Source organism: Clavibacter michiganensis (genome assembly GCF_016907085.1).
Taxonomy (GTDB): Bacteria; Actinomycetota; Actinomycetes; order Actinomycetales; family Microbacteriaceae; genus Clavibacter; species Clavibacter michiganensis_O.
Genome location: NZ_JAFBBJ010000001.1, coordinates 2508614 through 2521268, shown reverse-complemented (window position 1 = coordinate 2521268; position 12655 = coordinate 2508614). Strand labels below are relative to the sequence as shown.

The window sequence follows — 12655 nt, the reverse complement described above, 5'->3', positions numbered from 1 at the left end:
AGCACCGCCGGAGCATCCGGATGCGGATGCTCCGGCGATGCCTGTTTCAGATGATCAGCAGATCAGGCAGATCGTGCTTCCCTGGACGACGAACTGCGCCGCCGTCACGAAGGCGGGTGTCGTCATGGCCGGCGTGCCCACGTCGTTGCGAAGCCCCGGCTCCGCCGTCCGCAGCATCTGGTTGGCGAAGTCCTGTACTTCGAGGGTTTCGTTGCGCATAACATTCTCCTTCGATTGCGTGCACGATTGTGCACGACCGCACGCTAATGCATTAATACCCGCCCCGGGAAGAGCCTCTCGAAACGAATTCGCGTGGGAGGCGGCTCTGCATCGCGCCGTCAGACGCATGGGAAAATGGGGCCGAGTACCGAGCCCGTGTCCCCGCGCCCATTGCGGATTCGGCGATCACGAAGTGCACGACCCCCCGGCCTACTCGTGAATGAGTATGTCCTGCACGGCCCAGGAAGTCCAGGTGATCAGGCGCCTTCCGCTGCCCCCGGCCATCTGGTATGGCGCGTCGGCAACGGCCCGACGTGGTGGCGAACTCCACCGCGATTATCCCCGATACCGGTGAGGCATCGCTCTCCAAGGACGAGACATCCACTTTCACATGACCCTCGAATTGGTGACAGGCGTCGCGTGCCTCGGAGGAGTGAAAGGTTATTGCCGCGCCCCAGAATGAGGGGCATGGCACCTGGGCGGCCAGCCGGGAGCGAGGCAGAATCATGGTCCGTGGAGTCGCCATATGAGGCCCGTGCCCACCCGCACGGCAAAGCCTCGTCATGTCCGGCGAGAAGGTCGGCATCAGGTCGCAGTTCCGCGAAGGGATCGGCCGGTGAATCACGCTCGCCGTCCCGCCCATCCTCGACGCTGCCGAGCACGCCCGTCGCGCGCACGCTTCGACACCCTCGGGGTGAAATGGCCTATGGCGCCATGGAGCCCGAAGTGCTGCGCAGACCCGCTAGCACGACGCCCGTCGGCCGCGGGTGCGGCGCGACGGGCGCGTGGGGGAACGGGGTGCGACTAGCCGAGCGACACGGCCGTCCACGACACGGGCGGCAGCGTGATCGTGAGGGTGCCGTCGGCGAGCGTCGCGGACGCGTTCTCCGTCAGGCCCACGCGCTCGCGGTCCTCGAAGGTGTTCTTCGCGTAGACGTCCTCGTCGTGGATCCCGACGGCCTCGAGCACCTCGGAGACGGCGAGGCCGGCGACGTCGACCTCGATCGTGAGCGCGTCCGAGAGGCTGCGGTTCACGAGGAAGACCGCGGCGCGGCCGGTGGCCTCGTCGAAGGTCGCGACGGAGTCGACGAGCGGCGCGGTGCCGTGCACCTCGGTCTCGTACGTGCCCACGTCGATGCGCGGCTTCAGCACCTCGCCCTGCGCGAGCCGGCTCGTGACCGAGAACGGGAAGAACGTCGTCTGGCGCCAGGCGCCGCCGCCGGTCTCCGTCATGATCGGCGCGATCACGTTCACGAGCTGCGCCAGGCTGGCCGACGTGACGCGGTCGCTGTGCTTGAGCAGCGTGATCATGAGGTTGCCGAGCACGACCGCGTCCGCCACCGAGTAGACGTCCTCGAGCAGGTGCGGCGCGTAGGGCCAGCCCTCGGTGATGACGCCGGACTCCTGGTGCTCGTCGAGGTACCAGACGTTCCACTCGTCGAACGAGATGTTGATGGTCTTGTCGCTCTTGCGGCGGTACTTGACCTGGTCGGCCGACGCGACGACCGTGCGGATGAAGTACTCCATGTCGAGCGAGGAGGCGAGGAAGCTGCCGAGGTCGCCCTTGCGCTCCTGGTAGTAGGCGTGTGCGGAGATGAAGTCGACGTTGTCGTAGGCGTGCTCGAGCACGGTGCGCTCCCACTCGCCGAAGGTCGGCATGCCGGATCCGCTGCTGCCGCACGCGACGAGCTCGAGCGTGGGATCCACCATCTTCATGGCGCCGGCGGTGCGGTTCGCGAGCTTGCCGTAGTCGTCGGCGGTCATGTGGCCGACCTGCCAGGGGCCGTCCATCTCGTTGCCGAGGCACCACATCTTCACGTTGTGGGGCTCGGGGGATCCGTTGGCGATGCGCTGGTCGGAGAGGGCCGTGCCGCCCGGGTGGTTGGAGTACTCGAGGATGTCGAGGGCCTCGAGCACGCCGCGCGTGCCGAGGTTGACGGCCATCATCAGCTCGCTGCCGGTGAGCTCGCACCAGCGAGCGAACTCGTCGAGGCCGATCTCGTTCGTCTCGAGCGAGTGCCAGGCGAGGTCGAGGCGCTTCGGGCGCTCGGCGCGGGGGCCGACGCCGTCCTCCCAGCGGTAGCCGGAGACGAAGTTGCCGCCGGGGTAGCGGATGGCGCTGGTGCCGAGCTCCTTGACGAGGTCGACGACGTCGCCGCGGAAGCCGTCCGCGTCGGCGGTGGGGTGGCCGGGCTCGTAGATGCCGTCGTAGACGCAGCGGCCGAGGTGCTCGACGAACGAGCCGAAGGTGCGGCGGTTGACGGGGGCCACGACGGCGGTGCGGTCGATGGCGATGCGGGCGTCGGCCGCGGGGCGGGCGTCGGTCATGGAGTGGTCCTTCACTTCATCGGGAGCGGGGCCGATCGACGCCGGGCTAGCCGGGTGGATCCGAGCCGTTACAACGTTGTAAGCAACGTCGTCCCATTGTCCCGGGGGCGCGGGGGACGTGTCAACGCGGGCGGCGGCGCGGAGCGGCTCGCGCGTGGGACCCTGGCCGAATGGACTCGGGATCCCCCACGAGGGCGCTCTTCCTCGGCGGGCGCTCGGGCGTCGGCACGACCACGGTGGCGCTCGAGGTGTCGCGGATCCTCGCGGCGGACATCGCGCACGCGCTCATCGAGGGCGACGGCCTCGACCAGGCGCACCCGGAGCCGTGGCAGCGAGGGATCCCGCTGGCCGAGCGGAACCTCGCAGCGATGTGGCGGAACTACCGCGAGGTCGGTTGGACGCGCGTGATCTACACGAACACCGCCAGCGTGCTCGAGCTGCCGGGACTGACGGCCGCGCTCGGCGGCGAGGTGGATGCGGTCGGCGTACTGCTCACGGCCGACGACGCGACGGCGGCCTCACGGCTGGCGGGGCGCGAGATCGGGTCGGGGCTCGCCGAGGCGATCGAGCGGAGCGCGGCCGCGGCGCCGCGACTGGATGCGGGGGGTGACGGACGCGGTCCACCGCGTGGCGACCGACGGCCGGACCGTCGCGGACGTCGCGGCGGAGGTGGTGGCGCTCAGCGGGTGGCGCCCTGTGGACGGCCGGTGACATTACCGACCTCGCCGACCGCGGATTACATTACCAAGCCCGTTTCAGGGGTTGACGAAATGGCCGCGGCGACCCCGGGCCGAGGGCATGCCGCTCAGCAGACTGCGGGCGCCGCATCCGCGACGGCCGCCACGGCCTCGACCGCCAGCTCCGCGAGCCGGTGGTCGCGCTCCTCCTCGTGGGCCGTGATGGTGACGACCGCGTCGCGGGATCCGTCGACCAGCACGTACTGGCCGTAGCGGCCGTCGAGGCGCCACGCGTCGCCGGGGCCGTCCCAGGTCGCGAGGCCGTAGCGGGCGAAGGGAGCGGCGGGGTCGTCGGCGCCGGTGCCGACCCAGGATCCGTGCATCCGGTCGACCCACTCCGCGCTCACGAGCTGCCGGCCCTCCCACGCGCCGCGGTCGCGGAGGAGACGGCCGATCCGTGCGAGCTCGCCCGTGCGGAGCTCCAGGCCGCTGCCGCCGACGACGAAGCCCAGCGGGCAGCGGTGCCACTGCGGGTTGTCGATGCCGAGCGGCTCGAACAGGCGCGGCAGGAGCCAGTCGCGCGCGTCGCCGACCGCGGCGGCGAGCATCCGCATGGCGACGTAGGGGCTCGCGTCGCTGTACTGGAAGACGCGACCGCGGCTCGGCCGGCCGAGCATCGCCTGCGCGAGGTCGGGGCCGGGCACGGGCTGGTCGCCGAACCAGGCGAAGTCGATCCCGCTGGTCATGGTGAGGAGGTGCTCGACCGAGACCTCGGCGACGCCCGGGCCCAGCTCCAGGTCGGGCAGAAGCTCGGGGACGCGGGTGTCGAGCGCGAGGATCCCTGCATCAACCGCCATGCCGACGGCGAGCGCGCACACGCCCTTGGACACCGAGTACAGGTTCTCGCGGTCGTCGCTGCGCCAGCGATGGGCGGCCTCATCGTCGCCGATCCGCACGACGGCGCCGTACGCGCCGAGCCGCTCGCGGTCGATGCTCGCGACGAGGCGGGCGAGGGCGTCGGCGGCGGTGCTCATGGATCCAGTGTGGCGCGGGGAGCGGGCGGGGGCGCGCCCCTTCCCCGACCGGGGGAACCGTGCGAGGGTGGCGGCTCGGCACACGGCAAAGGACGGCATGAGGCTCGCGACGCGTATCACCATCGGGATCCTGGCCGTGGAGCTCGTCGCCCTCGCCGCGCTGCTGGTGATCGCCGACCGGTCCGAGGACATGGGCTGGCCCGCGCTCGGCATGGACCATTGGGTCATCGGCCTCGGCTTCGCGCTGCCGCCGCTCATCGTGATGACCGCGGTCGCGCTGGTGCTGCTGGCGGGGACGCGGATCCTCGTGGCGGAGGTCGGGGCGTGGCGGGCCCGTCGCGCGCCGGTCGCGGACGGGCTCAGCGCATCGTCGCGTCGCGCTGCGCGTCGGTGAGGGCGCGGTCGGCGTAGACGAGGCGCAGCACGCCGGGGTCGGGGTTGCCCGGATCCGGCCCGCGGTGCACGAGCGTCAGCCCGGCCTTCTCCGCCACGGCCGCCGACGCGCGGTTGTGCGCGACGAGGTACGCGACGACGGGCAGCTCAGGGCGGAGAATGCGTGCCCGCGCGATCGCCCGCGTCGCCATCTCGGTCGCGTACCCGCGGCCGTGCACGGCGGGCGCGAAGCGGTAGCCGAGGTTCCAGAAGGCGTCGTGCGCGATGCCGCAGCCGCCGAATCCGACGACCGCGTCGGCGTCGCGCTCGCGGACGATCCACGTGCCGAGCCCGTCGCGCTCCCAGGTCTCGATGCGCGTGCGGAGGAAGCGGTCGGTCTGCGCGGGATCGGTCACGCGCAGCGACGGGTAGTGGGTCCAGACGGCGGGGTCGGAGAGGATCGCGTGCACCTCGGCGGCGTCGGTGGCCGTCGGCCGGTGGAGGTCGAGCCGGGACGTGCGATCCTCGGGGGCGGCGAGGCGGTCGGTCGGCATGCGTCGACGGTAGCGGCGGGCCGACCGATCAGCCGCCGGCCACCAGCGCCGCGAGCCGGTCGAGGTCCGCCGCGACGAGCGCCGCGTCCTCCGCGAACGACACGTCGGTGACGCCCGGCCGCCGGAAGAGCGTGAAGACGACCTCGCTGCCGGCGTCGTTCGGGAGGACGCGCAGCGGGTTGCGGACCACGGTGCCGTCGGGGAGCGTCACGTCGTGGTCGAGGATCCCGAGCTCGCGCGGGCCCGTGAACGCGATCTCGATCGCGCCCATCGGCGAGTCCGACAGCCAGCGCCCGCCCTCGAGCCGGATCCCGGAGCTGACGCCCGCCGCCCACTCGGGCAGCCGGGCCGGATCCCCCGCGACGGCCACGACGGACGCGACGTCGGCGTCGACGGATCGGGTGATGTGCAGCGCGGGCCAGGTCACGCTCCGACGCTACCCGGCAGCGGCACGACCGCGGGAGGCGGATCCGTCGCCAGCCGGAGCCCCAGCCTCAGTACTCGATGCGCCCGTGCCGGCTGTGGAACTCGCCGGTCGGCCCGTCGGGTCCGACGAGCGCCATCGCGACGGTCGCGTCGGTGCCCTCGGTCACGGTCTGGTGCCCGCTGTTGCCGTTGAAGTCGGTGGCCGTGTAGCCGGGGTCGGTGGCGTTGACACGGAAGCCCGGCAGGTTCTTCGCGTACTGCACGGTCGCGGTGATCACGGCGGCCTTCGAGGCCGCGTACGGGATCGCGAGCACGCCGCTCTCGTCGGTGCCGTCGCCGCGGAGGGCGCGCGGCCAGCCGACGCCCGAGGAGACGTTCACGATGACGGGCGCGGCGGAGGCGCGCATCAGCGGCAGCGCGGCCTGCGTCACGCGGACGATGCCGACGACGTTGGTCTGCAGCACGGCGGCCATCGCCTCGGGCGTGAGGTCGTCGACGCCGAACGAGGTGCCGAGGATGCCGGCGTTGTTGACGAGCACGTCCAGCTCCGGGAGCTCGGACATGGCGCGGTCGACGCTCGCCTGGTCGTCGACGTCGAGCTGCACGGGGTGGGCGCCGAGGGCGCGGGCGGCGGCGCCGTCCGCGGTGTCGCGCATGCCGGCGTAGACGGTGTGGCCGGCCTCGATGAGGCGGCGGGCGGTCTCGAGGCCGAGGCTGCGGTTGGATCCGGTGATCAGTGTCGTGGTCATGTGTCGAGCCTGCGCCCCGCCCGCCGCATCGCCCAGGCACCGATCGACGGGAGGACCGGCGGTACCAGGCTGATCCGCCCGCCAGCGCGGAGGATGGGGGCATGACCGAATTCGCGAGCGTGCTCCGCTCCTGGCGCGAGCGCGTGCAGCCGGCCGACGTGGGCCTGCCCGCGGGATCCCACCGTCGCACCGCGGGCCTCCGCCGCGAGGAGCTCGCCGCGCTCGCGGGCGTCAGCGTCGACTACGTCGTGCGCCTCGAGCAGGGCCGGTCGGTGAACCCGTCGCCGCAGATGCTCGGCGCGCTCGCCCGCGCGCTCCGCCTCACCGAGGACGAGCGCGACCACCTGCACCGGGTCGCGGGCGTCGCCCCGCCCGGCCGCGGCGAGGTGCCACGGCACATCACGCCGGGCGTGCACCGCATCGTCGACCGGCTCGGCGACGTGCCCATCGCGGTGTTCACGGCGACGCACGACATGCTGCTCTGGAACCCGCTGTGGGCGGCGCTCAACGGGGATCCGTCGACGCGCACCGGCTGGGACCGCAACCTCGTCTGGACCTACTTCACGCAGGGCCACGCGGGCACCGACTTCGACGCCGTGCACGAGGAGGAGTTCGCGCGCGACCTCGCGGCCGACCTGCGCACCGCGGTCGGCCGCTATCCCGCGGATCGCGCGCTCGCCCGGCTCGTCGCACGGCTGCGCGCCGAGGTGCCCGAGTTCGAGCGACGCTGGAGCGAGGCGCGCGTCGCCGAGCACCGGTCGAGCCGCAAGACCGTCACGCGAACCGCGGTCGGCCCCATCACGATCGACTGCGACACCCTCTCCGTGCCGGGCAGCGACCTCCGCATCGTCGTCTACACGGCCGAGCCCGGCAGCACGGACGAGGCGCGGCTGGATCTCCTCCGCGTCACGGGGTTGCAGGCGCTGACGACCGCGCCTGTGGAGGTGGCGGGGGCCTGATCGCTGAGGGCCGCGCCGACAGGACTCGCCACTGCTTTTTAACCAAGGCGAGTCGCCCACAACGGTCATGGCTCAAACGGTTGGGACCTCCGTGATGGCCGGGCCCCGTCCTCTCGTGCCGGCGTAGGCGACCCGGTAGTTGACTCGCTCGCCCCCGGACCTCCTGAACGTGACGATCCAAGGCGCGCTGGTCAGCTTTCCACCAGCATTCATCTTTCGATAGGAACCGACCAGGTTGCCGACAGTCCACCGATCGCGCGCATTCCTCGGAGCCTCCCACGAGGCGACCAGGTCAGCCAGCACCGCCAAGGGCACAGCAGCGGGCTTTCGATATTCACCGTCGCCCTCCACTCGGACGATGTCGACCGCGGTTTCATCCTCCATATCGTCCACGTCGGCCCCGTCCCCAACGTCCTCGGTCTCCTGACTCGAGGGAACATCGGCGATGTCCTTGACATTGCCCATCTCCTTGACGATGTCGTAGGTGGACGCCGCATGCGTCGCAGCGGACTGCGAACTAGCGTTGATGCCGTCAAGCATCTTCACTGTGTCGGCTGCTTGCCGTCGCGCGTCATCTCCCTGGCGACGGAAGATCGACAGCGCAAGAGCAACGCCGAGACTTGTAACACTGAAGCTGATCAAGCCAGTTGAATTCCACAGATTTGACTCGACATCCAGCGCAAACGACACCAAGGCTGTCCCGAACAGAAGAGCAGCCAGGACGTAGAACACGATCTCGCCGAGCTTGCTGACTCCCCGGCTCTTCTGGCTATCGGAAGCGCCGCTGAAAGAGTGTGTCGACATGGTCATATCTGCATCCATGATCTTGAGGTTAATCCACTACTCGAGACACGCTGGCCGAAACCTACCCCCAGTCCAGGTGCACTGTCGAAAACGGCATCCGCGCCAGTGATAGACGGAAGATGCCGAGCGGCCGCACAACTTCCAGGTCACTATCACGCGCTCCGCGAAGAAGACGATCAAGTCGACGGAGCCCCGGCCGCCGCATCTCGAGGACGAGGCGGCCGGGGCTCCGGGGTGATGCGGATCAGCTCGGCGCGAGCACCCGCTCGGCAACCCCCACGCGCTCGACCGACGTGCCCACGTACCGCTCGTCCGCGATCGTGACTCGGTGCGCGGATCCGGTGACCGCGATCGCGGCCTCCGTCTCCTTCACCGCGCTCGACGGCCCGACCCACAGCTCCACCACGCCCGGCTCGACCACGCGGCGGTGCCGCAGGTCGGTGAGGGCGAGGCGGGTGGTGGGCACCGCGAAGGTGACGCGCGCGGACTCGCCCGCGGCCAGATCCAGCCGCAGGTAGCCGAGCAGCTGCGCGACGGGCCTGGTGACGCTGCCCTGCACGTCGCGCGCGTAGAGCTGCACGATGTCGGTGCCGTCGCGGTCGCCCGTGTTGCGGACCTCGACGGTCGCGGTGAACGCCTCCCCCGCCGCGACCTCGGACGCCTCGACCCGGAGGTCGGAGCGCGCGAACGTCGTGTACGACAGGCCGTGCCCGAACGGGAGGACGGGCGTGGGATCCGCGCTCGTCACCTCCGAAGGCCCGCCGAGGATCGGGTGCAGGTACGAGAACGGCTGCGCGCCCGCGGAGCGCGGGAGCGACACGGGCAGGCGGCCCGACGGCGACACCCGGCCGGAGAGCACGCCCGCGATCGCGGATCCGCCCTCCTCGCCCGGGAAGAACGCCTGGAGCACGGCGGCCGGAGCCGACTCGCCCTCGAGGGCCCACGCCACCGCGTACGGCCGTCCGGTGAGCAGCACCACGACCACGGGGGTCCCGGTGGCGCGCACGGCCTCGACCAGCTCGCGCTGCACGCCGGGCAGCTCGAGGCTCTCGACGTCGTTGCCCTCGCCGACCGTGCCGCGGCCGAAGAGGCCCGCCCGGTCGCCGACGACCACGACCGCGAGGTCGGATCCGCGCGCGGCCTCGACCGCGGCGTCGAAGCCGGAGCGGTCGTCGCCCTCGACGTCGGCCCCGTGCGCGAGCACGAGCTCGCTGTCGGGCAGCTCCGCGCGGAGCGCCTCAGCGACGGTCGGGATCGCGAACCCGAGCGGCGTGCCCGGGTGGTGCGCGAGCACGTGGTTCGCGAACGAGTAGCAGCCCATGAGCGCCTCGGCGCTGTCGGCGTTGGGGCCGATCAGCGCGATCCGCCCGGGAGCCGTGCGGCCGCCGCCCGCGAGCGGCAGCGTGCCGTCGTTGGCGAGCAGCACCACGGACTCCTCCGCGAGCCGGCGCGCGACGTCCCGGTGGGCCGGGGTGTCGAGGTCGATCTCGGTGGGCGGAGCGTCGAAGGTCGCGTCGAGCAGGCCCAGCTCCTCCTTCTCGTCGAGCACGCGGAGCACCGCGCGGTCGACGAGCGACTCGTCGGCGAGCCCGGCGCGGATCCGCTCGGCCAGCGGCGCGAGGTACGCGTCGCCGGTGGGCAGCTCCACGTCGATGCCGGCGGCGAGCGCGAGCTCGGCCGCCTCGCCGCGGTCGCCCGCGACGGCGTGCATCACCTGGAGGAACGCGACGGAGAAGTAGTCGGAGACCACGACGCCGTCGAAGCCCCAGCGCCCGCGGAGCACGTCGGTGAGGTACTCGGGGGTCGCGCCCACGGGCGCGCCGTCGATCTCCGCGTACGAGTTCATGACCGAGCGCACGCCGCCGTCGAGCACGGCCATCTCGAAGGGCGGCAGCAGCACGTCCTCCACGAAGCGCGGGCCCACGTGCGCGGGCGCGTGGTTGCGGCCGGACTGCGAGACGGAGTAGCCGACGAAGTGCTTGAGCGTCGCGTGGATCCCGGCCGACTGCAGCCCCTTCACGTACGCCGTGCCGATGGTGCCGACCACGTACGGGTCCTCGGCGATGCACTCGTCGACGCGGCCCCAGCGGGCGTCGCGGATCACGTCGAGCACGGGCGCGAGGCCCTGGTGCACGCCGAGCTCCTTCATCGAGCCGCCGATGAGCGCGGCCATCTCCTCGACGAGACCCGGGTCGAAGGACGCGCCCCACGCGAGCGGCGTGGGGAAGGTCGCGGCCTGCCACGCGGCGAGCCCGGTGAGGCACTCCTCGTGCACGAGCGCCGGGATCCCGAGCCGCGTCTCCTTCTGGAGGCGGCGCTGCTCAGCCCAGAGCCACGACGCGCGCTCGACCGGGTCCACCGGCCGCGTGCCGTACACGCGGGTGAGGTGCCCGAGGCCGTGCTCGGTCGCCTCCTCGTAGCGGCCGGTCGTCGCCATCTCGCCCTGCATGGGCGCGACCACCTCGCCGCCCTGGTCGACCCAGTAGCCGACGATCTGCGCCAGCTTCTCCTCGAGGGTCATGCGCGCGTGCAGCTCGCGCACGCGCTCCGACACCTCGGGGAGCTCCACGGCGCCGGGCGCCGGGGTCGTCTCCGCCCCGGTCACCCCTTCACCGCGCCGGTGAGGCCGCCGACGATGCGGCGCTCGAAGATCGAGAAGAAGATGAGCGCCGGGATCATCGACAGCGACGTGAACGCGAGCACCTTGGCCGTGTCCACCGAGTACTGCGACGAGAACGACTGCACGCCGAGCGGCAGCGTGTAGATCGACGCGTCGCTCAGGAGGAACAGCGGCAGCAGGTAGGAGTTCCAGCTGCCGATGAACGCGAGGATGCCCACCGTGATGACGCCCGGCATCGACAGCCGCACCACCATGCGGAAGAAGAACCCGATGCGGCTGCACCCGTCGATGAACGCGGCCTCCTGGATCTCATCCGGGATGGCCCGCAGGAACGGCACCAGGATGATGATCGTCGTCGGGAGCGCGAACGCGATCTGCGGGAGGATGATCCCCGGCAGCGAATTCGTGAGGCCGAGCGAGCGGATCACGATGTAGAGCGGCGTGATGGCCACGGTGATCGGGAACATGAGCCCCGACGCGAACAGCGCGTAGAGCGCTCCCCGCCCGAAGAACGTGTACCGGGCCAGCACGTAGCTCGCCATGAGGCCGAGCACGACCGCGCCGACCGTGGTCCCGATGGCCGCGATGAGCGAGTTGCCCACCTGGCGCCAGAACATCGAGCCGCCGAGCACGTCGAGGTAGTTCTGGATCTGGAACGGCGACGGGAAGCCCGCCGGGTCGGTCGTGATCTGCGCGTTCGTGCGGAACCCGCCCAGGATGATGTACGCCACCGGCGTCAGCATCAGGGCGATCAGCACGACCGCGACGAGGTACGGGATGGGGTTGTTCCCCTGCCCGGGCACCTTGGCGCGCTTGGGCTTCGGCGCCTTCGCCGAGTAGGTGGGATCCAGGTCCGCGTTGCGCGGAGCCGCGGTGACGGCGGTCACTTCTTCTTCCTTCCCGCACCCGTGAGGGCGCCGGCGGTGTCGCGGTTGAGGACGAACCGCTGGTAGATCAGCGCGACGACCAGGGAGATGAGGAACAGCACCACGGCGACGGCGTTGCCGTACCCGTAGTTGCCGGATCCGCGCCCGTTGGCCACGAGGTACGTGGCCATGGTCGAGGTGCCCGCGGTGGCGGAGATGTACTGGCCCCAGATGATGTAGACGAGGTCGAACAGCTGCAGCGAGCCGATGATCGACAGGAACGCCCAGATGCGCAGCGTCGGCGCGAGCAGCGGCAGCGTGATGCGCCGCTGGATCTGCCAGTACGACGCGCCGTCGATGGCGGCCGCCTCGCTGAGCTCCTCGGGGATGCCCTGGAGGCCGGCGAGGAAGAGGATCACCGCGAAGCCGATGTACTTCCACGTGATGATCGTCATGAGCGACCAGATCGCGATGTCGGGGTTGGCGAGCCAGTCCTGGCGGAGGTCCCCCAGGCCGACGTTCTCGAGGAAGCCGTTCAGCGCGCCGGAGCCCTGGAGCATGAGGCTCCAGCCGGTGCCGACGACGACCTCGGAGATCACGTACGGCACGAAGATCAGCACGCGGATGATCGACTGGCCGCGGAGCTTCCTGTTGAGCAGCAGCGCCACGAGGATCGCGACCGGGCCCTGGAGCACGAGCGACAGGATCACGATCACGGCGTTGTGCATCAGCGCCTCGTGGAACGTGGGGTCCTGGAGGATCGTGATGTAGTTCCGGAAGCCCACGAACACCGTGGGCGGGCCGAAGCCCTGCCAGCTGAAGAAGCCGTAGTAGGCCGCCATCACCACGGGGTAGATGACGAAGCCCAGGAAGAAGAGGAGGGCCGGGCCGACGAGGATCAGGACCTCGAGGCGACCGGACCAGCCGAGGCCGCGGCGTCGCGCACGGACCGCCGAGGGCGGCGTCGTCGCGACGCCGCCCTCGGGGTGTGCAGGATCAGCCGCGGGGCGCTGCTCGTCGAGCGAGCTCTCGCGGATGGCCATGTCG

Annotated in this window: 12 protein-coding genes; 2 read left to right on the top strand and 10 right to left on the bottom strand. The window is 71.2% G+C overall.

Annotated features, from left to right (window positions below; translation table 11 throughout):
• Positions 1-54 precede the first annotated feature (54 nt).
• From JOE38_RS11895 to JOE38_RS11880, 3 genes are all read right to left on the bottom strand, one after another.
• Positions 55-219: a cypemycin family RiPP gene (locus JOE38_RS11895; RefSeq protein ID WP_204576478.1), complete on the bottom strand. Its 165-nt coding sequence runs from the start codon at positions 217-219 to the stop codon at positions 55-57.
• Between the two features lie 804 nt (positions 220-1023).
• The gene (gene arfA / locus JOE38_RS11890; protein ID WP_204576477.1) at positions 1024-2547 is read right to left on the bottom strand and encodes an arabinosylfuranosidase ArfA; all 1524 of its coding nucleotides are present in this window, start codon (positions 2545-2547) and stop codon (positions 1024-1026) included.
• 805 nt (positions 2548-3352) lie between these two features.
• Complete coding sequence (locus tag JOE38_RS11880) at positions 3353-4258, bottom strand: serine hydrolase domain-containing protein (protein WP_204576476.1); 906 nt, start codon at positions 4256-4258, stop codon at positions 3353-3355.
• 97 nt (positions 4259-4355) lie between these two features.
• On the opposite strand from JOE38_RS11880, the gene JOE38_RS11875 reads away from it, so the two are divergent.
• The gene (locus JOE38_RS11875) at positions 4356-4652 is read left to right on the top strand and encodes a hypothetical protein (protein WP_204576475.1); all 297 of its coding nucleotides are present in this window, start codon (positions 4356-4358) and stop codon (positions 4650-4652) included.
• Here JOE38_RS11875 and JOE38_RS11870 read toward each other — a convergent pair.
• From JOE38_RS11870 to JOE38_RS11860, 3 genes are all read right to left on the bottom strand, one after another.
• Positions 4618-5184 (bottom strand): GNAT family N-acetyltransferase, encoded by a 567-nt coding sequence (locus tag JOE38_RS11870; protein ID WP_204576474.1) that lies wholly within the window; start codon positions 5182-5184, stop codon positions 4618-4620. The two genes, JOE38_RS11875 and JOE38_RS11870, sit on opposite strands and share 35 nt — an antisense overlap.
• A gap of 28 nt (positions 5185-5212) precedes the next feature.
• A complete protein-coding gene (locus JOE38_RS11865) occupies positions 5213-5611 on the bottom strand; it encodes an SRPBCC family protein (protein ID WP_204576473.1) in 399 nt (132 codons plus the stop codon).
• Between the two features lie 67 nt (positions 5612-5678).
• Positions 5679-6359 (bottom strand): SDR family NAD(P)-dependent oxidoreductase, encoded by a 681-nt coding sequence (locus tag JOE38_RS11860; protein WP_204576472.1) that lies wholly within the window; start codon positions 6357-6359, stop codon positions 5679-5681.
• A gap of 101 nt (positions 6360-6460) precedes the next feature.
• Here JOE38_RS11860 and JOE38_RS11855 point away from each other — a divergent pair, with 101 nt between their 5' ends.
• Positions 6461-7318 carry a helix-turn-helix transcriptional regulator gene (locus JOE38_RS11855; RefSeq protein WP_104294598.1) on the top strand — a complete coding sequence of 286 codons (858 nt, stop codon included), beginning with the start codon at positions 6461-6463 and terminating at the stop codon, positions 7316-7318.
• Between the two features lie 72 nt (positions 7319-7390).
• On the opposite strand, the gene JOE38_RS11850 is transcribed toward JOE38_RS11855, so the two are convergent.
• The 4 genes from JOE38_RS11850 to JOE38_RS11835 form a co-directional block, all read right to left on the bottom strand.
• The gene (locus JOE38_RS11850; RefSeq protein WP_204576471.1) at positions 7391-8140 is read right to left on the bottom strand and encodes a hypothetical protein; all 750 of its coding nucleotides are present in this window, start codon (positions 8138-8140) and stop codon (positions 7391-7393) included.
• A gap of 226 nt (positions 8141-8366) precedes the next feature.
• The gene (locus tag JOE38_RS11845) at positions 8367-10727 is read right to left on the bottom strand and encodes a beta-xylosidase/alpha-l-arabinosidase (protein WP_204576470.1); all 2361 of its coding nucleotides are present in this window, start codon (positions 10725-10727) and stop codon (positions 8367-8369) included.
• Entirely contained in the window at positions 10724-11629 is a 906-nt protein-coding gene (locus JOE38_RS11840) for a carbohydrate ABC transporter permease (protein WP_204576469.1), read from the bottom strand. The genes JOE38_RS11845 and JOE38_RS11840 overlap by 4 nt, the downstream gene beginning before the upstream one ends.
• Entirely contained in the window at positions 11626-12651 is a 1026-nt protein-coding gene (locus JOE38_RS11835) for a carbohydrate ABC transporter permease (RefSeq protein ID WP_204576468.1), read from the bottom strand. The genes JOE38_RS11840 and JOE38_RS11835 overlap by 4 nt, the downstream gene beginning before the upstream one ends.
• Positions 12652-12655: the final 4 nt, after the last annotated feature.

What these genes read in the sequence shown, in the direction of transcription:
- JOE38_RS11895 (WP_204576478.1), bottom strand. Translation starts at nt 219, where the DNA reads ATGCGCAACGAAACCCTCGAAGTACAGGACTTCGCCAACCAGATGCTG.
- arfA (WP_204576477.1), bottom strand. Translation starts at nt 2,547, where the DNA reads ATGACCGACGCCCGCCCCGCGGCCGACGCCCGCATCGCCATCGACCGC.
- JOE38_RS11880 (WP_204576476.1), bottom strand. Translation starts at nt 4,258, where the DNA reads ATGAGCACCGCCGCCGACGCCCTCGCCCGCCTCGTCGCGAGCATCGAC.
- JOE38_RS11875 (WP_204576475.1), top strand. Translation starts at nt 4,356, where the DNA reads ATGAGGCTCGCGACGCGTATCACCATCGGGATCCTGGCCGTGGAGCTC.
- JOE38_RS11870 (WP_204576474.1), bottom strand. Translation starts at nt 5,184, where the DNA reads ATGCCGACCGACCGCCTCGCCGCCCCCGAGGATCGCACGTCCCGGCTC.
- JOE38_RS11860 (WP_204576472.1), bottom strand. Translation starts at nt 6,359, where the DNA reads ATGACCACGACACTGATCACCGGATCCAACCGCAGCCTCGGCCTCGAG.
- JOE38_RS11855 (WP_104294598.1), top strand. Translation starts at nt 6,461, where the DNA reads ATGACCGAATTCGCGAGCGTGCTCCGCTCCTGGCGCGAGCGCGTGCAG.
- JOE38_RS11850 (WP_204576471.1), bottom strand. Translation starts at nt 8,140, where the DNA reads ATGGATGCAGATATGACCATGTCGACACACTCTTTCAGCGGCGCTTCC.
- JOE38_RS11835 (WP_204576468.1), bottom strand. Translation starts at nt 12,651, where the DNA reads ATGGCCATCCGCGAGAGCTCGCTCGACGAGCAGCGCCCCGCGGCTGAT.